Source organism: Alkalidesulfovibrio alkalitolerans DSM 16529, from assembly GCF_000422245.1.
Taxonomy (GTDB): domain Bacteria; phylum Desulfobacterota; class Desulfovibrionia; order Desulfovibrionales; family Desulfovibrionaceae; genus Alkalidesulfovibrio; species Alkalidesulfovibrio alkalitolerans.
Genome location: NZ_ATHI01000031.1, coordinates 41,508 through 66,356, shown reverse-complemented (window position 1 = coordinate 66,356; position 24,849 = coordinate 41,508). Strand labels below are relative to the sequence as shown.

Here is a 24,849-nt window from a genome sequence, read left to right as displayed (position 1 = left end):
CTCCTCAAACCCTCTTCGCTACTGCGTCCTCAAGGTGTGCATGAGCTGTTCAGCCTTCACGCGACCCTCGAATTCGCTTGCCGCAAGAGCGATTTCCAGCATTTCCACGGCCTCTTGCCGTCTGTCGAGCTCGGCATATGCCAGGGCGATGTGGTACTTGATCACGGGATTGCCGGGCGCGAGCGCCTTGGCCCGCTCCAGGACGCGCAACGCATCCTGGGGCCTTTTGTTGCGGATCAGGACGTAGCCCAGCGTGTCGATCACGGACGGATCGTTGCCAGCTTGGGTGAATGCCGCCATGGCGAGGTTCATGGCGATCAGCCTGGTCTCCTCGTCTTCGGCGTAAAGCATCGCCAGGTTGTTCAGGGCGGGCGCGTGATCGGGTTTCGCCTGGATTGCCTGGAGATAATATTCCACGGCCTTGTCCCGGTCGTCCCGCAGTTGGCTGACCATACCCTTCCCAGTCAAAGCGCTCGCATTGTCGGGCTCGACGGCAAGCACCGCATCGAAGGCCTGATTAGCCTTGTCGAGCCGCCTGTTGCGCAGATGGAACTCGCCCATGGCCATGCCGATCTGAGTATTTCCAGGCTCGGCCGCCACGGCCTTGGCCAGGGTGTCCTCGACGCCGTTCAGGTCATGGCGGGCTTCGAGAATTCCGGCCAGGGGAATGTAGGAGGCGGCGCGCTTGGGTTCGAGTTGGATGAGCCTGCGGGCGCTCTCCTCGGCCTTGTCGAGTTCGCCGACGGACATCCAGGCCCTGGTCCGTTCGAGGGTGCCACCCCATGGGTTGGCCGTCTCCAACTGACCGAAATAGACCATGGCCCGATCGATTTCCTTCCTGGCCATGTGCAATCTGGCCTTGGCTTCGACCACGGCGAGATTGCCGGGACGCGTATGTGCTTCCTCGTCAAGGATCGCCAAGGCCTCGTCGCTTTGCCCATGCTTTTGAAGAAAAGCCGCCAGGATCAACGCGGAGCCGAGATCGCCGGTCGCCCTGGCCCTGGCCAGACGGTCCCTGGCCTCGTCTTTTTTGCCTTGCATCTCAAGTACCGACGAGGAGCCGATGAGGGAGCGAACGTCTTCAGGACGCATGGTCAGCACCTGGTCGTATTGCGCCAGGGTCTCGTCGGGACGTCCCTGGGAAAGATGGTAGGCGGCCGCGTTGTAATAGGTCTGCAAAAACTCCGGATTCGCCTCCCTGGCCTTGGCGAGGTACGCCTCGCACGACGCCATGTCGCGGCGCCCGAGGGCGTCCTTGGCCAGCGCGTTGTAGAGGACCGCGTCGCTCTTCCCGCCCGAGATGCCGTCTTCGAGCACCGCGATGGCGGCTGCATGACGCCGATTGCGTATATAGTGCGTGTGCAGGGCCAGCCTGGCGTCCACGCCCTGGGGCGAGAGCTTCACGGCGCGCAGCAGATCCTGTTCGCCCGCGTCGTCTCCCTGTGAAATCTTCAAAAGACCCAGCTTGAGCAGCAATCCGTAGTGGGTGGGAGCTAGCTCCGAAGCCCGGGAAAGCTCGATCACCGCCGCCTTGTGTTCTCCACGGAGCATGAGGCCGTCGGCCTTCAGGGCGTAGCCGCGATAATCCGCGGGCGCCGACTCGATCAGACGCTGCGCCGCGGCGAGCGCCTCTGGCGCCCGGCGCTGGCGCAGGAATATCTCGCCGAGCATCGCCCGCGCCTGGGTGAATTCCGGGCTGTAGTCCAGCACGGTCTGTAGATGGGTAACGGCCATTTCGAGGTTGCCGACCTGGTAGTTGGCCATGCCAAGCATGTAGAAGGCCTCCAGATCCGGCTGGATGCGGATGGACTTCTGCAGCGAGAGGATCGCGTCCTCGTATTTGCCTTCCCTGAAATTCACGAGCCCCATCAGCCTGTGTCCCTCGGCCCTGTTGGGATACTCCTTGACCATGGAGGCGGCGGAGGCGCGCACGGTCTCAAGGTCGCCCTTGTCCGCCAGCAGGCTGCCCTGACGATATTTTGCGAAGAGATCGCCGGGATAGATGGACGTGATGCGGGTATAAGCGTCGAGCATGCCCTCGGTATCGCGATCCTGGGTTTCGAGCTGAGCCAGGGCGTGCAGTCCGCCGCGATGGTTGGGATGATCCTTCAGCAGGGCCTCCACCACCTCGCGCGCTTTCGCCCGGTCACCTTGCGACATGAAGGTATGAACCAGGGCGAGCTTGGCCGAGATGCGATCCGGCTCGGCGGCAAGGGCCTTTTCCAGATACGTCTTGGCCCTGGCCAGATCGCCCGAGATGGTCGCCGAGTAGGCAAGCTGTTCAAGCGCGGTCGCGTCGGCCGGATGATCCTCGAGATACTTTTCGAGCAGCGGCACCGCGACTTCCGGCTTGTTCTGATGGTTGGCGATGCGCCCCAGATGAAGCCTGACGCGTTTGTCATAGGGATTTTGCAGCAGCACTTTCTGGAATTCTCGCTCGGCATGCTCGAACTTGGCGGTCTCGATGTATGCCAAGCCCAGATTGTAGCGCGCCTCGACGAAATTGGGGTCCTTCTCCAGGGCGTTGCGATAGTGGATTATGGCTCCGTTGTAATTCCCTTCCTGGAACAGAGCCTGTCCCTCGGCATTGAGAGACTCCTTCGTGTGACCCTCGCAACCGGTCAGCATGGCGATGACCAGCAACAGGACGGTACCGAGTGCGAAGTGCGTGCGCACGCTTTTCCCCCATTGTCCCACAGCGCTTCGATTACTCATCGAAACCGCGTCTCGCGGAACCGTTTTCATATCGATCCGATTTTCCAAGAGCCTGCAAAGGGAGGAAGGAGCAGGTGGTTCGCGCGAACGGGACGCGCGCGCCACCTGCAAGTTGCGCCATCCCCCTTCCGCATAATCAACGCCCTTCCCCGATGCGTTCTGCCCCTGAAGAGCGAATTGCGTGCCACTCATTCGGAAAGCCTTGAAAGCCCGTGGCAGCGGCTCATTGGCCCTTTCGACATGAACCGACCAAGGCCAAGCGAGAGGCAAATGGCCTCCGGTTTTTCCGGACTATTCCGGAATTGTCGTACCCAAAGCTCTCCTGCCCAACGAATTATAAACAACAAAAACAGATGGTTGCAGTGCGCTAAGCAAGGAAACCCCGCCAACTGGGGGTTCGGCGGCCTATCACTTCTGAGTCGAAAGCATGCTCGATGACGAGTTTCGCCAGATAAAGATTTCAGAGAAGCGCCGCAGGCGAAATGAACGAAGGAATCGATGCCGATGCGCGTCTCCACGCACGAAACGACCCGAACCGCCCGAGCTTTCCGCACTCGACGGCGCATCCCGGAGATCGGAACGTTTGCACAAATCTTGTAAGGATGGGGCCGCCACCTGCGAAGAAAATCCTCTTTGGAGCACTACCCATGGACATTCTTCGCACTGCGATTCAGGAAAGGATTTCAGGCAAAGCCGCACGCTGGCTTGTCACCGGGGCGGCGGGATTCATCGGCTCGAACCTCGTGGAGGCACTGCTCAAGCTCGACCAGGAGGTGGTCGGCATCGACAACTATTCAACCGGCCATAAAAGGAATCTCGACGAGGTGCACGACAAGGTCAGCCCCGCGCAATGGGGAAGATTCGTGATGCACACCGGGGACATCCGGTCCGCCAGGGATTGCTCCACGGCGGTCGAAGGGGTGGATTTCGTCCTCCACCAAGCCGCCCTGGGCAGCGTGCCCCGGTCCATCGAGGACCCCGTACTGACCAACGAGAACAACGTAGACGGCTTCCTGAACATGCTCGTCGCCTCACGCGACGCCGGAGTCAAGAGCTTCGTCTACGCTGCCTCCAGTTCAACCTACGGCGACCATCCCGGACTTCCCAAGGTCGAGGACGAGATAGGCCGCCCACTCTCGCCCTATGCAGTGACAAAATACGTCAACGAGCTCTATGCCGAGGTCTTCGCCAAGTGCTACGGCTTTCAGGCCACCGGACTTCGCTACTTCAACATCTTCGGCCCGAGACAGGACCCCGAAGGTGCATACGCGGCGGTCATCCCCTGCTGGTTCGCCGCGCTCCTGCACGGCAAGACCCCGCGCATAAACGGCGACGGCCTGACGAGCCGCGACTTCTGCTATGTGGACAACGCAGTGCAGGCGAACATTCTCGCCGCTTGCAGCCGTAACAGCCATGCGCAAGGACAGGTTTACAACGTCGCCTTCGCGGAGCGCACCACCCTGAATGAACTCTTCGGCATGATCCGCGACATCGTGGCCCGCGTAAGGCCTGCCGTCGGCACGATCACGCCCGAGTACGGGCCGGAGCGGCCAGGCGACGTCAGGCACTCGCTGGCCGACATCTCTCGCGCCAGGAACCTCATCGGTTACGCGCCGACCCATTCCATCCGCCAGGGGCTCGAAGAGGCAGCGGAGTGGTATGTGCATGCCCTGGCCTAAGGAAACGCCGTGAGGTCGATGGCTTTCACCCTGGCTCTGCGCAATTTGGTGCACGACAAGATCCGGCTCGCCGTGACCCTGACCGGTGTCATCTTCGCCGTGGTCCTCATCAGTGTGCAGATCGGCATCTTCATAGGCTTCACACGGACCATATCCGGCGTGATCGACAACTCGGGCGCGGACATCTGGATCGCCTCCAAGGGCCTCAAGAACTTCGACATCGCCTTGCCCATGGACGAGCGCAAGGTCTATCGGACGCTCTCGGTGCCAGACGTGGAGAAGGCGGCCAAGTTCATCGTCCAGTTCGCCAACTGGAAAAAGCCGCGCGGGGGCCAGGAGTCGATCCAGATCGTCGGTTTCGAGACGCGTTCGGGCCTGGGCGGCCCCTGGAACGTCATCCAGGGGTCGCTCGGGGCGCTGGACATCGAGGACACCGTTTTCGTCGATGAACTCTACCTCGACCGGCTCGGCCTCGAAGGAGTGGGAGAAACAGCCGAGATCAACGATCGCCGCGCCCGCATAGCGGGCATGACGCGCGGCATCCGTTCCTTCACGACCTCCCCCTTCGTCTTCGCTTCCTTCAAGAACGCGCTGCAGTACTCCACGGTGGCCGAGGACCAGACCATCTACATCCTGGTCAAGGCCAGGGAAGGGGCCGACCTGGAGGATCTGAAAGGACGTCTCGCGGTCGCCGTGGGCGACGTGGACGTCTTCACCACCGCCGAGTTCAGCGCACTGACCCAGCATTACTGGATGTTCAGCACCGGCGCCGGGGTGGCCCTGCTCCTGGCGGCCGGGCTCGGCCTCGTGGTGGGCATGGTCGTGGTGGCCCAGACGCTTTACGCCACGACCATGGATCACCTCCCCGAATTCGCCACGCTCAAGGCCATGGGCGCGCCAAACAGCTACATCTACCGCATCATCACCCTGCAGGCCGCGTTGAGCGCCGTGGTCGGCTACTCGGCCGGAATGGCCCTGAGCCTGGCCGCCGCACGCGCCAGCCGCCACGGCGACGCGCTGGTGCTCATCCCCTTCGAGTTCGCGGCGGCCATGTTCGCGGTCACCCTGGCCATGTGCCTGGGCGCTTCGTTCATCTCCATCAACAAAGTCACGCGCATCGACCCGCTTGTGGTCTTCAAGGGCCGGTAACCATGCACGTTGCAGCCAACGACTCCCTGGCCCCCATCGAGATCATGGGCGTCGGCAAACGCTTCGGCAGCGGCACGAGCGCGACCATAGCCCTCGACGACGTGAGCCTGTCGGTGGGCCGGGGGGAGATATTGCTGCTCATGGGGCCGTCGGGCTCCGGCAAGACCACGCTGCTCTCGATCATGGGCTGCATCCTGCGTCCGGACAGCGGAGTCGTGCGCATAGCGGGCCAGGACGTCACCAAGGCAGGTCAGGACGCTCTGTCGTTGGTGCGACTGCGCCACATCGGCTTCATTTTTCAGGAATACCATCTCTTCCCGACGCTGACCGTGCTGCAGAACGTGCTCGTCTCCCTGGACCTGAAGGGAATCAAGGGCGTTGCGGCGCGCAAGGCGGCCACGGCGGGCCTTTCGGCCGTGGGCCTTGGCGACAGGCTCAATGAGTATCCGGCCAAGCTTTCCGGCGGTCAGAAGCAGCGTCTGGCCATCGCCAGGGCCCTGGCGGGAGAGCCCGGCATAATCCTTGCGGACGAGCCCACCGCCGCGCTGGACTCCGAAACCGGCCGCTCCGTGCTGAACCTTCTGCGTGGACTGGCCCACGACCTGCAACGGACCCTGGTCATCGTGACCCACGATCCGCGCATCATCGAATACGCCGACAGGGTCGTCCGCATCGAGGACGGCCGGATACTGCCCGCCGGGAGCGACCCGGCGGGAAGCACATGTCCCACTCCCGCCCAGGAGACCGCCCCATGAAACCAGGCCGCATCGTCTTTTTCGCGCTCCTCGCCGCCCTGATCGCGCTCGGCGCGCATTTCGCCGGGCTGTTCTCTTCCCAGGAGGAATCAAAAGCCCAGCAGCCTTCGTTCATCGCGGCGATCCCGAAGGACACGCACGCCTGGATCGTGGCTCCGGGCAGGGTCGAGCCCATTTCGGAAGAGCTTAGGCTCGGCTTCGACACCCCCGGGATCCTTGCGGCCGTGCATGTCGAGGAAGGAGACAGCGTGTCGAAGGGAGCCGTGCTGGCCGAGTTGGTCAACGCCGAGCACCTGGCCCGGCTCGACGCGGCCACGGCCCGTGTGGCCGCTGCCAAGGCCGAAGTACAGCGGACCATGTCCGGCTCGCGCCCCGAGGAAAAACGCGAAGCCCTGGCCGCCCTGGAGCAGGCCGAAACGGTGATGCGCATCGCGCGCATCGAAGCCGAACGCCGTGCCTCGCTTCTGGCTCAAGGGCTGGTGGACCAGGAGACGGCCGACCGCGCCGCGCGGGATTACGAGACCGCCGCGGCCGAGCATGAGATGCGTCGGCAGCAGCTCCTGGCACGCGACAGAGGACGCCGGGAAGACATCGTCATCGCCCTCTCCACGCTCGAAGCCGCACAAAATGAAGAAGCGGAGGCCCGGGCGCTTCTGGACAAAACCCGCATCCACGCGCCGAAGGGCGGAAACGTGCTGAAGATACACCGCAGGGCAGGCGAGATGGTGTCCGTCTTTTTCGACAGCCCGGTTCTGACCGTGGGCGACATAAGCACCTTGCGTCTGCGCGTGGAGGTGGACGAGCGAGACGTGGGGCGGCTGCGCCTGGGCCAACGGGCCTACGCCACGGCCGAAGGCTTCGGCGACGCGCGGTTCTGGGGCACGATCACGCGCATCGGAGGCCTGATGGGCCGAAAGACCGTGCATTCCGACTCCCCCTCGGAACGCAAGGACACCAAGGTGCTCGAAACCCTGGTCACTCTTGACGAACACCCCACTTTGCCGGTCGGCCTGCGCATGGAAGTCTACATCGAGGACAACCGCTGACAGGCTGTTCCCCAAAACACTCTGTGCGGCGTGGCCGCACGAAAGCATCGGCCTCACGCAGAGATGATTTTCACGCGGGGTCGATGCTTTCGTGCGTATCGCCCCAAGCGCTTCACGCTGCTCTCGATCATCCGGTCGATCCGCCGCCAAGGTGTTAAACTTCACGAAGCGCCTGTCGAGACATCTTACAAAATCCAGACCTTGCACCCCCCACTTGAGCAACAAAAAGTAAATAAAATCATTGTTATACATGGTGGCACGCCCCATGCAATCATTTGGGCGTTCGCAATCGAAAGCACCGTTTTACTGGAGGACTACCATGCAACGCATCAAGACGATCCTGGCAATGGCCCTGTTGGCCCTGCTGCTCTGCGCGGGAAGCGCGTTCGCGCAACCCACGCTCGGCCCCGGGTTCAACTTCATCACCTTCACCAACTTCGAAAACCGCATTCCCGTCGAGGGCGACAACGACCTCATCCTTCCGGGCGACATCTTCTACGGCATCGCGCGCATCGATGCCATCGACTGGGCCTCGACTCCGGTCTCCCCGGACTGGATCCCGACCCTGAACACCCAGTACCTGCAGGGTTACTTCTTCACGCAGGTGGCTTCGGTCACCCCGGTCAACGACGATCAAGTCATTATCATCTTCGAGACCCCGACCGTGAGCGATCCCTACGGCGTGATCAGCGACGCCGATCTCGCCCAGGGCGTGGTCCTGAAGTGGTTCGAGTCCAACACTCCCTTGATGTTCACCAGCGAGGCCGCGAGCGTCGCCTCGGCCACCGACGGCAGCCTGTGGCTGAGCCTCTCGATTGAAGACGGCTACTGGTGGAGCCTGGCGCTTCCCTCGGCCGCCGGCCTCGGCGCCAACACCTTGGTCGCCGACTCCTTCTACGGCCTGAACGCGGTGGACGGCTCGGCCAGCAGCGGTCTGATCCAGATCAACGATCCCATCGAAGATCTCTTCGACCTCGACGTGAACTTCTACGGCCAGGCCAAGGTCTTCACGAGCGATCCCAACAACCCGACCGGCGCCTTCTGGGAATTCTACAGCTCCGACCCCGCGGTCGTGGCCACTCCCGAGCCCGGCACCCTGCTGATCCTCGGCTCCGGCCTCCTCGGCCTGGCTGCTTCCCGCCGCCGCCGCAACAAGGCCTAAGCCTGCAACACACGACCCCCTCCCCAGTGGCGGGGAAGGAGAGAGCGATCTCTCCTTCCCCGCCACATCAGTTTCGGCCGCTGCGCTTCCACATTTTTGTCCGGCGACATTTCCAGTCTCGTCTCCTAACCGAGCCAGCCTCGATAAACAGGCTTTCCTGCCCCGGTCTCCCATTGGAAAGCATCCCCCGAGTCCATGGCTGAAAGGCCCTGCCGTATCTGCACATGTAGCCAAAGTTCCCGTCCCATTCTCGCGACGGAAACAGGGCGCTGGAAACAAGGCGCACAAAAAGTCCAAGGCCGACACGTATCGAACGTACGCGTCGGCCTTGGACTTCTCAAAGCAACACAGCGGCTGATTCCCCTTCAGCAGTCCATCACATCAGGAATTGCTCGACGGGCTTGCGATAGGTTCCGTACCGGATGGGCCTGGCGTAGCCGATGCGGAAGAGCATGACCTGCCCTTCGCGCGAGAAATCGACCGCGGGAAAAAGCGCGTCGAATTCGGGCCACAGGGCTTTGAGCATTTTGCCGTGGCGGGGTGAGAACGCCTGCTCGCCCTCCATGTCCCAGCGCAGACGAAACAGGGTTATGGCGGTCATGGGCTGCATGGCCAGTCCCAGGGCCGTCAGCTTGAGCCAGCAGCGCTCCAAGGCGCGCCCGCCGTTCACGAAGTCGGCCCAACCGAAGCCCGGCGCGGTCAGCAGACACACGGCCCCGCTGTTCACGATGCCCCGCGCCGAGTGCATGGCCACCATGCGGCCCGCGCCGATGGCATTGGCCACGCGCATGGCGGACCACGGCCGGGTCAGCTTGAGGAACTGCTCGCCCGCGAATCCGCCATAGAGATTTTTCAGGGGCAACCCGTCGCGCGTTTGCTCGGCCTCTTGAGGAGTGAAGCGAACCATGTGAGCGAAATGCTCGTGCAGGCCCTGGTGCTCGGTACGAATACGATCCGCCTGAAAAACGAGCCGCCCGAGCGCCTTGAGATCCTCGCGGCCGCGCACCGTGTGCAAGCGGCAGCCCAGGCGTTCTGCCTCGGCGGCGAAGCGGCCGACAAGGCCCGTGGAGATCTCTTTTCGCTTGAAGAGCCGCCGGTTCGTGCAACGCTCCCAGATGACCTCGCAGAGGGGATCGGCCTCGGACGCGCCCCGGTCCAGCCCGACCTCGGCGATGAGGCCGTCGCCTCCAATCGCTCCCGGCAGGCGCACATCGGCCGACAAGCCGAGTTCGCTCGCCGCGACGACAATATTTTCGACCGCCGCGCCGCAGGATATCTGCGTGGCTATCTGACGGATATTGAAGAATGATGTGTCCGCTTCGGCGACCATATGCACGCGCAGCGTGTCTCCGTTCCTGGAAAAACGCCAGGGCTGGACATTGTCGCCGGAAGGGGCGGCCACTGCGGCGGCAACGAGATACCTGAACACCTCGCCTGAGACTACGCCGCCGCCTTGCTCTCCCTGGGGTGCGGGCAGCCTGGGACGCTGCGCGGGCTCCTGATGACCGATCCGTCCTTGGCGCGCCAGAAGAAAGGTCCTGGCCACGGTGAGCTTGGCCCGTTGCACGGGGTTGCGATTGCCCCAGGCCAGGCGCCCGACGCACAGTTTTCCGAAGTAGGGATCAAACTGCAGGTAGGATGGCGCGGAACGAAGTCCCGGCCGCCCGAGAACGATGCGCACGGCCTCCATGGAGGCCATAGCGGCGCATGCCTGGCAAGCTATGAACGACGACGGCCCCTTGCGGCGCTGCAAACTGATCCGCGTCCGGTCCACATACCTGAAATGGACGGCGCGTGGAGCAAGTCCCATGGCGAATCGCAGGAAGCATTCCTCCTGGCTCAAACCGTCATGGATGTCGAAATATTCGTCAAAGGACATCCCTCTGGGCGAGAACACCAGCATAGCCGTGCTGAAGCCAAGCGGCCCTGCCGTTATCACGGGCACGCCCATTTCCTTCGCGCGCATGAACATGCGCCGCCGCATGTCGAACACGAAGAAGTCAAGCCCATCCACCACCATGGTCGCGCCGCCGAGAAACGCGTCGAGGTTGCCCTCGGTCACGCCGTCCGCAAACAGCTCGGTTTCGATAAAGGGATTGATGGCCCTGGCCATTTCGCACATGACATCGAGTTTCTTGCGCCCGAGCGTATCGATCGATGCACCGGCCTGTCGGTTGACGTTGACCAACTCGAACCTGTCTGGTTCCGCCAGACGAAACCTTCTGAACCCGCACCGCACGAGTGATATGAGATGCTGTCCCCCGACTCCGCCAAGCCCAGGTATCGCCACCACGGCCTCGGCCAGGGCATCCTGCTCGTCTATGGAAAACAGGCCGTGATTTCTCGCAAAGGCGATATCCTGGTAATCAACACGGCCCCTTGACCATTTTTCGTGGAGAGGCATCTTGGAATCCTGGGACAGCATCGATTCCCCCGACAAGAAAGGGTTCGGACTCAGGCGACCATGGATGGGACGTAAATGGCCTTATGGTACATCCGCTCAATGTACTCATACTGCTTCTGGGTGAGCCCTTCGAGTATCGTCGGCTTGTGCATCAGCAGATCGCGGGCCGCGTCATAATCGAGAAGTTGGTTGCGTTCAACGTCGATGGCCTCGATGTCGGGATCGACCGAACTGTAGTTCATTTTCAGAAAGAACGAGGCCAGATCAGTCTCGAAATCACTGTCACCGTAAACTTCTCGCAGTTTTTCCTGATAGGTGTCGAAGTTCACGCGCATGGCGACTGCGGGGGCGTTCACGGCCTCGTAGAATTTCTCTTCACCAAGCTGCTCGCACAGCATGATGTCCGAGTAAAACCTGACATGCTTCGGATTGACCATGAGGCAAAGATCATTGACCCTTGTCAGAAACGCATAATTTATGACAGCTTTGTACAAATACATGACAACGTTCTTCCCACGAACGCTTCTTTCTGTCGCAAGAGACCCTATCTCTACGATCTTCCTCCCCTGCACCCGCAGCCCATCGAGCTCACTCTTGTATAGCGAGTCCATCGGCACTCCGAACAGTTTCGTATCAGGAGTGTATGAGATCGTTGAAATAACGTCTTTGAAGGATTGAAAAATAAAGACACACGTTTTTGGCAGAAAGTTATAAACACTGTACAGCATCTGCTTGGGATGCTGAGCACTGATGTACCCCTGGCTGTTGTATTCCGCGTAGATGAGCTTAAAGGCTTGAGAAAGCTCGTCGAGTGTCTCGGCGATCTTGATGCTTGGTCTGTCCAGGTCTCCCAACTTGGCCGCAGTGAGGGCCGAGCGGCGGATCCGAATGGTCCGCCTGCGCTCAATTGAACGCTCCATGTCCTTCCCCTTGTCGTAGAGGCGAAATGCACGAGAATGCGCGCGAGCCCAGGTCGCCCATCCTGGAATACGCACGGCGAGGCAGCCGGTTTGCCCTGATGGGGAAAGTCCGGCTTTTCATTGCACAGCGAGAAATGTGCCAGAAATTGGCGAATCGACTGTAATTTGTCTTCAGTCCGGCCAACGCGGACATGCCTCATGAAAAAAAGAGTCAGACAAGTAGGAATCCGCCCGCGACGACACCAGCCAACACGCCGAAATTAAAAGCCAATATCCAACGTGTTCCCGTCCTGTGAATCTTGATGAGGGAAACGGCCAGTGCGCTCAAAGCCACGAGCAGAACCACCAACCAGTCGAGGGATAACCCGATCCATTCCATCAGATGTTTACAGACGTAAATCTCCACGTATCCGACCAGCACGCCGTGGGCCAGGGATATCGCTCCGAGCTTGCTCAAGAGGTCGTCCGCCGCCTGAATGGCTTGGCTGACGAGAATCGCGGCGATAAGCGCAAGCACGTATACCAAGCGAGCCTCCGAGGTAGCGCCGATCATTTCGAGAATGCGATCGAACTCTCGCTGCAATCGCCGGTCCATCTTTCATGGACTGCGGAATTCGCGACGCCCGATATGGCATATCCCTTGCTATCACGCCATGCAGAACATCAAGGAGCCGTGTCATGAAAAAAGCCGTTTTCCTCTTTGCGCTTCTGTCCTGCATGCTTTTCGCCCCGAATGCCCGTGCGGACTTCGTGTTTGGAGACGGCACGATCCATTGGCCCGGCTTCCCGAGTCAGAACGCCAAATACGGCGCCGAGCAAAACAGCAAGGACGTGTGGGGAACCCCCGACATTCTCGGCGGGGTGTTTACCTTCGACGGCCATTACCTGACCGGCATCCAGATAGACTACAAGTACCCCACCCAGAGCGGCTGGGACGCCTTCGCTCCGGCTGACTGGTTTTTCGACGTCAACGCCGACGGGACCTGGGACTACGTCATCACGAGCCAAGAGCGGCTCACTGACTACGCCACCGCGCGGCAGCCGGGAGACTGGGCCGTGTACGGGGTAAGCCTCGACTTCGCCGATCCGGGCTCCTACTACTTCTCCGTTGCGCCGAGCGGCTTCCTTCCTCGCTACGACCATCCGGTCAAGGCCGATCTCGGTGATTCCGAGCTTCTCGGTTACGCCGAGTTCTCCGGCTGGCGCAACTCCAAACCCAACACTTCCACCACCTACACTGCCCTCTGGGATCTCTCCAATTCGCCGATATTCTTCGGCGGCAACGGCGGTGAGTTCATCTACGGCTTCGCGCTCACCTGCGCCAACGACGTCCTCTACGGGACAGGACCGGTGCCCACGCCCGAACCCGGCACCATGCTTCTGCTTTTGGGCGGCGCAGGGGCCATGTTCGCCAGACGGCTGCGCAAAATGAGCTGAAACCGCTCGAACCAAAAAACAACGAGGCCCGTTGTCCTTTTTCGGGACAGCGGGCCTTGCCGTTTGGACGAGCCGGATGCTGGACGCCATGAAAACGGAAATGTGTAAAGTTCTTCGTATAAAAATGTCGGAGAACTTTCCATTTTTCGAGCGTTGTCGGCGCCCCACCCAGAATTTACGCCCGCCGTTCAGCCCGATTCCGCGGCCGGGGCGCAAATATCGCTCAATATCGCGGGGGACGGAGCTTTCACGACAAACGATCCCATTGCCGATTTAACGCGCCGCCAGCGACCAGCCAGAACATTTTTTGCAATCTTTGTATGATTTTGAATCCACCGGCATTTGTGAACAACGACAGAGAGGCACATGACCCTCCCCGAACCGGCCAGCGACGCCCGTCAGCGCGTACGATCCCTGGTGCAGGCGATCAAACGTCTGCCTCCGCCGCCTGTCCTGCTTGCCCAGGCGTCCTCGAAAGTCTCTCACAACTCCATCTCGCGAATCATCGCCCAGGATGGCTTCCTCACACAACGTTTCATCGCCTGGGAGAAGAACGCGCGGGGCGGGATGTTGGAAGACGAAATCATCGAGAAGGCCATGGCCCGGTTCGGCGAGGCCGACCTCGTCGGCTTCACCCTCGAACATCATGTCCACCGTGTTTTGCTCGGAAACTTCACTCCAGACGATCCAGTGATCGTCGGCCTCAGAAGCCACTCCCTAGCCTGCGCCGTGGCCGCCAGGTCGCTCGCCGAGCAAATCGACCCGACGCTGGCGGGCCAGGCGTTCGCGTGTGGCCTTGTGCATGACTGCGGCAAGGCGCTGCTCTTTCGCCTCCATCCCGAGCGCTACACCTTGATCACGCAATCGCCGGACATCCAGCGAAAAGATACCAGAGCTCTTGAAGTGATCAATTTCGGTCTCGACCATGCCGTGGTCGGCAAATGGATGCTCGAACACTGGAAAGCACCGTCCTCGATCATCAACGCGGCCTGGCTTCACCACCACAAACCGGCCGCCGTCCGCGACTCGCTCGCGCGGTCGGCGGTCCTCGGATTGGTCGCCTTGGGGGACATCCTCGCGCGAAACGTCATGTCGGAAGCTCTACGCCCCGAAGACCACGACCGTACAAAGCGATTGGCGAACAAACTGGGCATTGCGGAAGAAATCGTGCTCTTAGTCAGACATGGGATTCCGGAGAAATACTGCGCGTTGGCCGAATTGATTGGCCTCGACCCGAACATTGTCTCCTTTTACCGGACGTCGCTTGCGCGGGCGCACCAATCCATTTCCCGGCACGCCAACGAGCGGACCGTCAGGCGCGGCGAACCGAACCTGCCCCAGCGTTTCCTTTCCATCGTCGGACGTTTTGGCCCTCGTCTCGCCTTGGCTGTGGCTCAAGCGGAAATCTTCAACCTGATCCATTCCTGCATTTCCGAAATGCTCCCCGAGTATCAAGGTTGCTTGGCGTTTTCCGAAAATGCGGGAAGCGCCTTCGAGGGCGTGGCCTGGAACGGCCAAACAAACTGCGGCTTGCGCATCGCCGAAGGCCGCCCGGAAATTCCGCCCGACACGGCCCCTCTTCTCGGCGACCTGATTGAGAACACGCTGGCGGAGCATGCGGCAGCGGCGCATCGCAGCCAGGAAGGCAGGCGGGAACGTTTCTCGAAGCAGGGTTACGCCGCCCTGTTCAACGTCGATGAACAATCGAGATGCATTTTCGCCATCGGTATCGATGAACAGCCTTTTTTCGAACACGAACAGGTGTTGTGGTGTCTACGCCAGATAGCGGACTTGGCTTGCGCGCATCTCGGCAGGCTGAAGGTCCTGGAGACGCTGACGACGAAATCCGAAGAGCTTTCCTCCGCGCTCAGCCGCCTCGAAAAGGCTCGGGACAGGGAACTGCGCGCGGAACGGCTCTCGGCCATCGGCCATGCGGCTGCGGGAACGGCCCAGGAGATCAATAATCCCTTGTCCATCATCTCGGCCCGAACCCAGCTTCTGGAACGGCAGGAAAGCGATCCGCAGAAGAAGCGCAGTCTGCGCCAGATGCTCACGCAGGTCGAAAGAATTACGGATACGATGCAAAATCTCATGGATTTCGCCAGACCGCCGCAGCCCGTGTTCGAACGGACATCCCTGAACAGCCTCGTCGAGGAATGCCTTCCGCTGGTGGGCGGCCACGCCAGGACGGGCGTGTCCATAGTCTTGCATCTCGCGGAGGATCTGCCGGACGTCATGGTGGATCAGGCCCAAATGAAACGCCTGATCGTCAACCTGTTGCTAAACGCCCTGAACGCAGTGGAGGACCGCGGGGACGGGCACATAACCATTACGACGCGCCTCGGCCTGAACGGCTCCCGCATCGTTCTCGGCCTGCGCGACACGGGCAGTGGCATCCCCAGAGAGATGCTGCCGAGAGTCTTCGATCCTTTCTTCACCACCGGCGGCAGATCGCCCCTCGGCCTTGGACTTTCCGTCTGCCACGGCATCGCCAGCAACCATCATGGCAGCCTGGACGTAAGCAGCCGGGAGGGAGAATGGACCGAATTCACGTTGGCTCTGCCGACCAGGGACCAGATGCATCGGGCCTCGAATTCAGACGTGTCGGCTTTTATGCAACACCGCCCCCCCATGGCCATGGTCTGCGACGTTCTTGTCGCCGAATCCGACCCAGCGATGCGCGATTCCCTCGCCCTAGCCCTGGAGCAGGCCGGTCACCAAGTGGACGCCGTTGCCGACGCAGCCGAGGCGTTGGATTTTCTCTCCCAGTTCGAATACCGCCTAGCCGTCATGAACATCGACCTGAGCATCGCGGAGGTTCCACTTTTGGCGACCGCCTTGAAAACATTCCCGCAAATGGCGGTCGTGGCCCTCGTCGATGCGCAAAGCGCCTCCCGCATTCCCGAGGCCATGGCCCTCGGGGTGCGGGCGTGCGCCCGAAAACCCATTCACGCCGCGAGTCTTGCCGAGCGCATCGATAGCCTGCTGCGGGCAGGAAAAGCTGGATGACCGGGACCTGACGCACGGCCATCCCGGATACGTCGCCCCGTCTCTCCCGGATAAATCTCGTGCCCCACGAGCAAAGGGCGTCCGACAAACCCGGACGCCCTTTGCTCGCGTTCTCGGCCTGGTTGGCCGACGCCTTTGCTGCACTTAGTTCCGACGAGCGCCCCGCTTGCGGGCCAGCGCGGCCGCCCCCAGGCCGGAGAGAGCCAGGAACAAGGTCGCGGGTTCGGGAACCGCCGGAGGCGGGGGTGGGTCATACCCCTTGACCCAGGCGCTGAATTCGTTTCCTTCTCCGGTGCCGCGAATATGAGCCACTGATATGAACAAGGCATCATGCTTCTCGATTCTGAAGTTAAAATCATCGGCAGTCAGGTCGCTCAGACCGGTGATGAGGATTTTCGAGAGCATGTCGTCCGCGAAGCGTTTGGAGGGCGGATTGGGATAGGGGACATTGACGTCCATGCGCAGCCCCATGCCCGCTATCAAGGCGTCTTCACTGGTGAAATCCTTGGACGTGATCGGCATGACGCCGTCCACATGCGTGAAGACCAAAGCCTCCAGATCCTTCTCGGGATTGAAGTTGAAATACCAGTTGGCCACGAATTCGCCGGAAAGCAGATTGGGTGCGGCCAAGGTCAGAAGCACCCCACCCGCGGGCTGATCGGCAAAGAGCGCCGTGAGCCAAGGCGTGGCCCCGCCTGGCGCCACGCTATCCTCGGTATAGACGTCATTGTACTCGATGTAGAGAATGGATGCCGCAAAAGCCGCACCCTGAATCGCCAAGGCCAAAACAGCCGCCAGCAACAATGAAATGAACATTCTTTTATTGCGCATATCCCCGGACCTCCGTCTTCCGACATGGTGTTGCAAAAAACGTGTCCAAGGAATAAAAAAATAATTTCGGCATATTATGCAAAAAAGAAGTCATCACATTGTCAAGTTTGCCGACAATGTTTCGGAAAAGATTGCATCTGGGAGGATTGACCCGCGCCTTTCATTCGTTCTGCCTGAAACAAATGAATCCAGGATCGTCTCGACATAAAAAGAACGCGGTAAAACGCCGCCCCTACTCCACGGTCACGCTCTTGGCGAGGTTTCTGGGCTGGTCCACGTCCTTGCCCAGGTAGTCGGCGATCTCGTAGGCGAAGAGCTGCAGCGCGGGCAGCGCCGTGAAGCCCGCGAGCGGCCAGAAGACCTGCGGCAGCACCCACGGGTGGTCCACCTCCAGGTCCAGGCCGGGGTTGGTCAGGGCGATGATCCGGCCGCCGCGCGCCTGCACCTCGATGAGGTTGCTTTTGACCTTGCCGAACAATTCGTCGGCCAGGGCGATGGCGAAGGTCGGGAACTTGGGGTCGATGAGCGCGATGGGACCGTGCTTCATCTCGCCTGCCGGATAGCCCTCGGCGTGGATATAGCTGATTTCCTTCAGTTTGAGCGCGCCTTCCAGGGCCAGCGGCCAGGCCGGGCCGCGGCCAAGGTACAGAAAGCTCGTGGCCTCGGAATAGGTCCGCGCCAGCCGCTGCGCCGTGTCGCGCATGAAGGGCAGGTGGTCGTCCAGGAGCTTTGGCATGGCCTGGACGCCCTCGATGCAGGCCGCGCGGTCCTCCCTGGAGAGCAGGCCCTTGGCGTCGGCGTAGCGCAGGGCCAGCAGGAGCAGCATGACCATCTGCGAACACATGGCTTTGGTCGAGGCCACGCTGATCTCCGGGCCCGCCTGGGTGTGCAGCACGAAGTCCGCCTCGCGGTCCACGGACGAGCCCACCACGTTGCACAGGCCGATCACGGGCACGCCGCGCTCCCTGGCCAGCCGCAGCCCGGCCAGGGTGTCGGCCGTCTCGCCCGATTGCGAGACGACCAGCACCTGGTCGCCGGGCGCAAGGATCGGATCGGCGTAGCGGAACTCCGAGGCGATGCACACGTCCACGGGCACGCGGGCCAGCTTCTCGATGATCTGCTTGCCCCAAAGCCCCGCATAGGACGAGGTGCCGCAGGCCACGATGACCAGCCTGCCGGGCACGGGCAGGGCCTCGATCTCGGGCAGGCGCACCGCGCCGGAGGCATGGTCGATGCGGCCCGCCAGGCAGTCGCGGATGACCTTTGGCTGCTCGAAGATTTCCTTGAGCATGAAGTGCTTGTAGCCGCCCTTTTGCGCGGCCTGCACGTCCCAGGTGATGGTCTGGGGCGTCTTCTCCCTGGGCGCGAGGGTCGCGGCGTCCAGGATCTCGTGGCGGTCGGCGTCGATGATCACCATCTCGCCGTCGTCGATGAAGACCACCTCGCGCGTGTAGGGCAAAAACGCGGGCACGTCCGAGGCCAGGAAGTTCTCGCCCACGCCAAGCCCGAGCACGAGCGGGCTTTGCTTGCGCGCGGCCCAGAGCCTGCCGGGCCGGTCCTTGCAGAGCAGCACCACGGCGTAGGCTCCTTCGGCGCGCGAAAGGGCCATGGACAGGGCCTCGCGCATGGAGCCTGTCCGGGCGCGGCACCAGCCCACGAGCTTGGTCAGAACCTCGGTGTCGGTGTCCGACTCGAACGTCAGCCCCTCGGCCAGAAGCTCCTGCTTGAGCTCGGCGAAGTTCTCGATGATCCCGTTGTGGACCATGGCGATGGAGCGCCCGGCGTCCAGGTGCGGGTGGGCGTTGCCGGTCGTGGGCGCGCCGTGCGTGGCCCAGCGGGTGTGGGCCAGGGCCGTGGTGGCGTTCATCACGTTGCCCGCGTGCTCAAGCGCCTCTTCCAGGGCCGAGAGCTTGCCCGGCGCCTTGATCACGGCGATCTCGCCCTGACGCACAAAGGCCACGCCAGCCGAGTCGTAGCCACGGTATTCGAGGCGCTTCAGGCCTTCCATGCACACGGGAACGGCCGGACGATGGCCGCAATAGCCGATAATGCCGCACATGAGATACCCCCTCGCATCTTGTTGCCGGAAACACAAAAATACTGAAGCGTTCTGCTCCGGCTGATATCCGCGACATACTTATCAAGAACTTTGCCAATCAAAAATAATCTTTGATTTCAGGCAAATGAGAGTCGCACGCTATTTGGCGACCACAATAATCCAGGCAAACCGGACAGGACTTCGCAACATATCTGGCGGCCGTCCGTGGATGCGGCACAGCGCCCGGCGTCATGGGAAACGGATCGGGCATGAAAACGGGAGCGAAAAAACGGCCATGCGGACCACGAACGCGTTGCATGAAATAAGCGAAAGCCCAGGAAGCAGGGCAAAGAAAAACGGGTTGCCGCTGACTTGCAGGCGACAACCCGTTGAATTTCCTGGTGGGCTACCGGTGACTCGAACACCGAACCAACTGATTAAGAGTCAGCTGCTCTACCAATTGAGCTAGTAGCCCGTGACGTGGAAGTGCCTTGTATAGAGCCGTTCGCCAGCCGTCAACAGTTTTTTTGCCGCGCCATTGAAAATATTGTCCGAAGCAGAACGGATGCAATCGCCTGGTGCGCCGGATCAGCAGCCCGGCCCGCCAATAACGGGCTTGAAAGCCCTCCCCGGTCGCCGCTCCGCCGCCCCGGCCAGTCGGGCGCGAACCACGACCGACTCCTGCCGTCGCAGGCGATTTCAGGCCCCCAGGGGCCAAACCCTGCCGAATCGATTTCTCCGCCGATTTACCAGCGCACCGGGCTGTGCTAGGAAGCGAGAATCCGCGCCGTCGCGGCGCTTTTTCGATACGAGGTCGCAGCCATGCCGTTTTTCGTCCTTTTCCGCCTTGTCTCGCTCTCCATCCTGGCCTGCCTCGCAACTCTTGCACCCACGACGGCGCAAGCCGAAGACGTATCCGAGCCCGCCTATCCCGTGGAGATGGCCGCGCGGGCCTTGGCCGCGCCCCCCGACATGTCCGCCCATGCGCCCGGCCTGCCTTCCGGCACGGCCCAGATCCTCGAAGTGCTCATAACGCCTGAAAGCGGCTGGTATTTCTACGCCAACGATCCCGGCGCCATGGGTCAACCCACGCGCCTTGCGGCCGAAACCGGCCAGACCGTGCTTACAGTGCTCTATCCCCCTGGCCGGGAAAAACTCGACCCCTTCGGCTCGGGCGAGATGGTGCGCATGTACGAAGGCGCGACGCGGCTCTTCGTCCTCATGCCCGAGGGCCTCACCGGAGATGTATCGCTACGGGCCAGACTTCTGCTCTGCTCGGACGTAAGCTGCCTGCCCGCGGAAGTGAGCAGGCGGATCACCCTTACAGACGACGTCTCGTCCCTGCCCCAGGCCGCAGCCCAGGCATGGTGGCCCGACATGGCCGTGGCGCGCCCCGATGCGACACGAACCGAGCCCGCTCCCGCTTCGCTCGCGCCCTCCGGAGGGATGCAGGCGGCATTCTCCCGTGAAAACATGGCCCCCCGCTACCACGAGCCAGGGCTTGAGGTGCAGGGACTGTTCAAGGCCGCCCTGCTGGCCGTCCTGGCCGGATTCCTCCTGAACCTCATGCCGTGCGTGCTGCCCGTGGCGAGCCTGAAGCTCAAGGGCCTGCTCTCGGGCTGCGCCATTCCCGGCGGCGAGGACGACCCGGTGCGTTGCTTTCGCACCTTCAACTTCTTCTTCGCGCTGGGAATCCTGAGCTTCTTCCTCTTCCTGGCCATCCTGCTGGCCTCGCTGGACCTGGCCTGGGGCCAGATATTCCAGAGCACCACGGCGGTGCTGGCCATGGCCGTGCTCGTCTTCGCCCTCTCCCTGAGCCTGTTCGGCGTCTTCACACTGCCCGTGGTGGACCTGAAGGCCCCGGTGGAAGGCACGCAGACGCGCGCCTCGGCCTTTTTCGCGGGCTGCCTGGCCACGCTCCTGGCCACTCCGTGCTCAGGGCCGTTCCTGGGTGGCGTGCTGGCCTGGACCCTGGCCCAGCCGCCGCTGGTCATCGCCACGGTCTTCGTCTGCATCGGCCTGGGCATGGCCTCGCCCTATCTGGTGATGTGCATCAAGCCCGGCATCTTCTTCATCTTCAACCTGCCGGGCCGCTGGACCCTGTTCGTGGAGCGCGTGGCCGGATTCTTCCTGGCGGGCACGGCCGTCTATCTGCTGACCATCCTGCCCGACTGGGCCATGAACCGGACCCTGATCCTGCTCCTGGCCACGGCCTTCGCGGCCTGGATGTGGGGCGGCTGGACCTCGCTCTCGCGCCCCTTGTGGCACAGGCTCGCCACGCGCGGCGCGGCCTTGGCCATCATCGTGGCGCTCTTTCCCTGGGCCGCGAACCCGCCCATGCCCAACGTCCGCTGGGAGGCATTCGACGCCCCCGCCTTCGAGGAGATGCTCGGCAAGGAGCCGATCCTGGCCGATTTCACGGCCGACTGGTGCCCCAACTGCAAGTTCCTGGAGATGACGGTGCTCACGGAGGGCAATCTGGCACGCTGGCACAGGCGCTACGGTCTGCGCTTCGTGAAGGTGGACCTGACGCGCGAGCATCCCGAGGCCCAGGCCCTGCTCGCGGCCATGGGCAGCCGCAGCATCCCCGTGGTGGCGGTCTTTCCCGTGGGGGAGAAGGCGTTCTCGCCCGTGGTCCTGCGCGACCTCTTCACCACCCCCACCCTGGAGCGGGTGATGGAGCGCGAGCTTACGGAACGCAGATGATGTCGTAGTCGCAGCCGGTGATGCACTCGCCGCCGCTTGGCGTGACCACGAAGGTATTCTCCACGCCCACCATGCCGAGTCCGGGAATGCCGAACTTGGGCTCGATGGCCACCACCTGATTCTCTTCCAGGGGCTCCTCGAAGCCCTCGGCGATGACCGGCCAGCCGTCGATGGCCAGGCCGATGCCATGGCCCACGAACTTCACGGTATTGGGCGCAAGGGCCATGAACCCTTCCAAAAGCCCCTCGCTTTCGGCGCTAGCCATGCAGTGGCGGTACAGTTCGGACGGGATCGCGCCGGGCTTCAGGTTCTCGGCCAGCCAAGCCTGTATCCGCATGCAGAAGTCGTGGCCGCGCTTCGCCTTCTCGGGAATCGTGGCGGCCTCCCCGGCCCACAGTACCTGGGTCTTGTCCGTGGCGTAGCCTTCCAGCGAGAAGCCGCAATCCAGCGCCAGCGGCTCGCCCCTTTGCCATATCTTGCCGCGATAGCCCATGAAGGGCAGGGCCGGGTGCTCGCCGCGAAGCCCCAGCGGACCGTCGAAGACGCTCGGGTAGTTGCCCGAATCCCCGGCCGCCACGTGGCCAAGGAAAATCTCCTCGCCGAAGGAGTTCATGCGCATGTGGCCCATGTGGCCGAGCTCGAAAAAGGCCTGCCAGACGAGGTGCGAGATCTCGCGCTCGTTCATGCCGGGCCGCACCAACTCGGGCACGCGGACCCGAAGCGCCTGGTCGTGGCGTGCCCCGGCTAAACGCATGATGGCAAGCTCGCGATGGCTCTTCACGCCACGCGCGCGGGCCAGCACGCCGTCGCCGGGCAGAAAATCCGTCTGCGTCAGGTTCTTCTGCAACGACTCGGCCAGGTTCCAGGGCAGTCCGCCCTTTTCGGCCGCAACTATCTTCGAGAGCGGGCTGCCGATTTCGGCCGCAAGCCCGGGGATGTCGCGGTAGGAACGGAACTGGACGATGTTCGCCAAGGGCGACTCCAGCGCCGCGCGCTCGGCCCCGCGCCGCAGGAAGAGTATGGGCTCGCCTGCGAGAGGCAACCAGAACACGCCGGGCACGAGTGTGCCCGAGAGCCAGTAGATGTTGGTCTTGGTGAAGGCCATGAGTCCGCCAGCGCGAGGGGCATGGACGGCCAGCAGGGCGCGGCAGCGCTCGTGGCGGCCCAGGACTTCCTCAAGCGGCATTCTTTCCAACGTTTCGAACATGGTGTAGTGCTCCGGGCGAGAAGGAAAACAAGGAAGACATCATGTTTGCGCCAAAGGATACCGAGCTAACCGCCCTCTTCACATCCGTCAAGACGATAGCCGTGGTCGGGGCCAACGACCGTCCGGGACGCCCCGTGGACATGGTGGGGCGCTACCTCATAAACGCCGGATTCACGATCCTGCCTGTGCACCCCAAACGGCAGGAGGTCTGGGGCATTCAGGCCTATCAGAGCCTGGCCGATCTGCCCGTGCCTGCCGATCTCGTGAACCTCTTCAGGGCCTCGGAACATTGTGCGGCCCATGCGCGCGAGGTCCTCGCCCTGCCCGTCAAGCCGCGCTGCTTCTGGATGCAGGTTGGGGTGTTCAGCCTCGAGGCACGGGCCCTGCTTGAACCGGCAGACATACTGGTGGTCGAGAACCTGTGCACCAAGATCGAACACAACCGGTTGTTCGGATAAGGGATCATGGCCACGCCTTCCGATATCTTCGACTGCAGACGCTGCGGGCACTGCTGCCACGGCAGCGGCGGGATCGTCCTCAGGCCGCGCGACACGCGCCGTCTGGCCGCGCACTTCGCCGTCGAGGCGGACGCCTTCCTGGTCCGCTACGCCGAGACCAAATCCGGACGCAACAGGCTGCGTGTGCGTGACGACGGCTACTGCATCTTCTTCGACTCCACCCTGCCCGGCTGCGGCGTGCACCCCGCCCGCCCCGACGTCTGCCGCGCCTGGCCGTTCTTCGCGGGCAATCTCTACGACGCCGAAAGCTTCGTCATGGCCGCCGAGGACTGCCGGGGCATCGACCCTGACCCCGGCCATGAGGCGTTCAGGCGCGTTGGCATAGCCTACCTGCGCGACCACGACTTGGTCACGCCGGAAGACGGCGAGGACATGCCCGGGGCGCTGAAAATCGAAATCCTCGGAGACGAGGCATGACCCTCGCCGAATGCTACCGCATCCTCCAGGTGGAGGAAGGGGCATCCCTGGAGATCATCAAATCGAGCTACCGCAAGCTCGCCTTCAGCCTGCACCCGGACCTCAATCCGGACGATCCCGAGGCCTCGCGCAAGTTCCAGCGGCTGAACGAGGCCTACGTCGTGCTCTCCAAAAAGCCCGGCGCGGGCGAGAGCCCTCCCAAAGGGCGCACGAAGGGCAGGGCCAGAAGAAAAACCACCCCGGGCGAAACCAAGAGGGCGGACGAGGCCTATGCCCGCGAAGCGGCGCGAGAGGTCTTTCGCAAGCGGGGGGAAACCGAGGAGCAGGCCCCCAGGCAGGGCAGCTTCTCGGCCGGGGGCGCCACATTCGAATTCCGGCAGGAAGAGGTGCTGCGCGACATTCTTCGCGACCCCTTCGCGCGCAAGGTCTTCGAGGACATTTACGCCCAGGTACGCAAGGGCGCGGCGCACGGCTCCGCCACCCTCAAGCGACGCGCCCTGGAACTCGACCTCAGCGGCAAGAAACTGCGGCTCGACCTGTCGCAAGGAGTTTTGGGCAGCGTCAAATCGTGGCTGCGCAGCCAACTCGACGACGAACACACCGCCCACATGAACGCTGCAAGTCTCTTACCCGGTCGCACCGTGCGCCTGAAAATCCACCTGGGGCTTTCCGGTGAGGAGAAACAGGTCGAGGTTACGCTGCCCGCCGATTTCGTGCCCGGAAAGCCCATCCGCCTCAAGGGCCTCGGCCGCCGCATCGGCCCGTTCAAAGGAGATCTCTTTCTGAAACTCCTGCCGAAATAGACCATCCTTTTTTCCCCACTTCCGCGACGAATTGCGCCACGCCCGCACATATG

General features: G+C 62.3%; 18 protein-coding genes and 1 tRNA gene. 11 read left to right on the top strand and 8 right to left on the bottom strand.

Features of this window, described 5'->3' with window-relative positions:
* Window positions 1-18: 18 nt before the first annotated feature.
* A complete protein-coding gene (gene prsT, locus DSAT_RS12890; RefSeq protein ID WP_020887968.1) occupies window positions 19-2,676 on the bottom strand; it encodes an XrtA/PEP-CTERM system TPR-repeat protein PrsT in 2,658 nt (885 codons plus the stop codon).
* 686 nt (window positions 2,677-3,362) lie between these two features.
* Here prsT and DSAT_RS12885 point away from each other — a divergent pair.
* From DSAT_RS12885 to DSAT_RS12865, 5 genes are all read left to right on the top strand, one after another.
* A complete protein-coding gene (locus DSAT_RS12885) occupies window positions 3,363-4,394 on the top strand; it encodes an SDR family oxidoreductase (protein WP_020887967.1) in 1,032 nt (343 codons plus the stop codon).
* Window positions 4,395-4,412: 18 nt separating this feature from the next.
* Window positions 4,413-5,543 (top strand): ABC transporter permease, encoded by a 1,131-nt coding sequence (locus DSAT_RS12880; protein ID WP_020887966.1) that lies wholly within the window; start codon window positions 4,413-4,415, stop codon window positions 5,541-5,543.
* A 2-nt stretch (window positions 5,544-5,545) separates the two neighbouring features.
* Complete coding sequence (locus DSAT_RS12875; protein WP_020887965.1) at window positions 5,546-6,298, top strand: ABC transporter ATP-binding protein; 753 nt, start codon at window positions 5,546-5,548, stop codon at window positions 6,296-6,298.
* Entirely contained in the window at window positions 6,295-7,344 is a 1,050-nt protein-coding gene (locus tag DSAT_RS12870; protein WP_020887964.1) for an HlyD family secretion protein, read from the top strand. Before DSAT_RS12875 ends, DSAT_RS12870 begins: the two co-directional genes overlap by 4 nt.
* Before the next feature lie 319 nt (window positions 7,345-7,663).
* Entirely contained in the window at window positions 7,664-8,506 is an 843-nt protein-coding gene (locus DSAT_RS12865) for a PEP-CTERM sorting domain-containing protein (RefSeq protein WP_020887963.1), read from the top strand.
* Between the two features lie 376 nt (window positions 8,507-8,882).
* On the opposite strand, the gene DSAT_RS12860 is transcribed toward DSAT_RS12865, so the two are convergent.
* The 3 genes from DSAT_RS12860 to DSAT_RS12850 all read right to left on the bottom strand — a co-directional run bounded on the left by DSAT_RS12860 (window position 8,883) and on the right by DSAT_RS12850 (window position 12,347).
* Complete coding sequence (locus DSAT_RS12860; RefSeq protein WP_235695963.1) at window positions 8,883-10,910, bottom strand: ThiF family adenylyltransferase; 2,028 nt, start codon at window positions 10,908-10,910, stop codon at window positions 8,883-8,885.
* Window positions 10,911-10,960: 50 nt separating this feature from the next.
* Window positions 10,961-11,830 (bottom strand): N-acyl amino acid synthase FeeM domain-containing protein, encoded by an 870-nt coding sequence (locus DSAT_RS12855; RefSeq protein WP_020887961.1) that lies wholly within the window; start codon window positions 11,828-11,830, stop codon window positions 10,961-10,963.
* Window positions 11,831-12,041: 211 nt separating this feature from the next.
* On the bottom strand, window positions 12,042-12,347 hold the full coding sequence (locus tag DSAT_RS12850; RefSeq protein ID WP_235695973.1) for a hypothetical protein: 306 nt from the start codon (window positions 12,345-12,347) through the stop codon (window positions 12,042-12,044).
* Window positions 12,348-12,508: 161 nt separating this feature from the next.
* Between DSAT_RS12850 and DSAT_RS12845 the strand changes: the two genes are divergently transcribed.
* Both DSAT_RS12845 and DSAT_RS14980 read left to right on the top strand, forming a co-directional pair.
* Complete coding sequence (locus DSAT_RS12845; RefSeq protein WP_020887959.1) at window positions 12,509-13,267, top strand: PEP-CTERM sorting domain-containing protein; 759 nt, start codon at window positions 12,509-12,511, stop codon at window positions 13,265-13,267.
* A gap of 366 nt (window positions 13,268-13,633) precedes the next feature.
* Window positions 13,634-16,276: an HDOD domain-containing protein gene (locus DSAT_RS14980; protein ID WP_020887958.1), complete on the top strand. Its 2,643-nt coding sequence runs from the start codon at window positions 13,634-13,636 to the stop codon at window positions 16,274-16,276.
* A gap of 144 nt (window positions 16,277-16,420) precedes the next feature.
* Here DSAT_RS14980 and DSAT_RS12835 read toward each other — a convergent pair whose 3' ends face one another.
* From DSAT_RS12835 to DSAT_RS12825, 3 genes are all read right to left on the bottom strand, one after another.
* A complete protein-coding gene (locus tag DSAT_RS12835) occupies window positions 16,421-17,107 on the bottom strand; it encodes a PEP-CTERM sorting domain-containing protein (RefSeq protein ID WP_020887957.1) in 687 nt (228 codons plus the stop codon).
* A gap of 232 nt (window positions 17,108-17,339) precedes the next feature.
* A complete protein-coding gene (gene glmS, locus DSAT_RS12830) occupies window positions 17,340-19,166 on the bottom strand; it encodes a glutamine--fructose-6-phosphate transaminase (isomerizing) (RefSeq protein WP_020887956.1) in 1,827 nt (608 codons plus the stop codon).
* A gap of 378 nt (window positions 19,167-19,544) precedes the next feature.
* Window positions 19,545-19,620, bottom strand: a tRNA-Lys gene (locus tag DSAT_RS12825).
* Window positions 19,621-19,967: 347 nt separating this feature from the next.
* Between DSAT_RS12825 and DSAT_RS12820 the strand changes: the two genes are divergently transcribed.
* Window positions 19,968-21,851, top strand: a complete 1,884-nt coding sequence (locus tag DSAT_RS12820) for a protein-disulfide reductase DsbD family protein (RefSeq protein WP_020887955.1) — start codon at window positions 19,968-19,970, stop codon at window positions 21,849-21,851.
* Here the strand turns inward: DSAT_RS12820 and DSAT_RS12815 are convergent.
* The gene (locus DSAT_RS12815; RefSeq protein WP_020887954.1) at window positions 21,835-23,058 is read right to left on the bottom strand and encodes a M24 family metallopeptidase; all 1,224 of its coding nucleotides are present in this window, start codon (window positions 23,056-23,058) and stop codon (window positions 21,835-21,837) included. The genes DSAT_RS12820 and DSAT_RS12815 overlap by 17 nt on opposite strands.
* Window positions 23,059-23,099: 41 nt before the next feature.
* On the opposite strand from DSAT_RS12815, the gene DSAT_RS12810 reads away from it, so the two are divergent.
* From DSAT_RS12810 to DSAT_RS12800, 3 genes are read left to right on the top strand one after another with little or no spacing between them, the layout of a single operon-like run.
* Window positions 23,100-23,516 carry a CoA-binding protein gene (locus DSAT_RS12810; RefSeq protein WP_020887953.1) on the top strand — a complete coding sequence of 139 codons (417 nt, stop codon included), beginning with the start codon at window positions 23,100-23,102 and terminating at the stop codon, window positions 23,514-23,516.
* A gap of 6 nt (window positions 23,517-23,522) precedes the next feature.
* Window positions 23,523-23,993: a YkgJ family cysteine cluster protein gene (locus DSAT_RS12805; RefSeq protein WP_020887952.1), complete on the top strand. Its 471-nt coding sequence runs from the start codon at window positions 23,523-23,525 to the stop codon at window positions 23,991-23,993.
* Window positions 23,990-24,796 (top strand): J domain-containing protein, encoded by an 807-nt coding sequence (locus DSAT_RS12800; RefSeq protein ID WP_020887951.1) that lies wholly within the window; start codon window positions 23,990-23,992, stop codon window positions 24,794-24,796. Before DSAT_RS12805 ends, DSAT_RS12800 begins: the two co-directional genes overlap by 4 nt.
* Window positions 24,797-24,849: the final 53 nt, after the last annotated feature.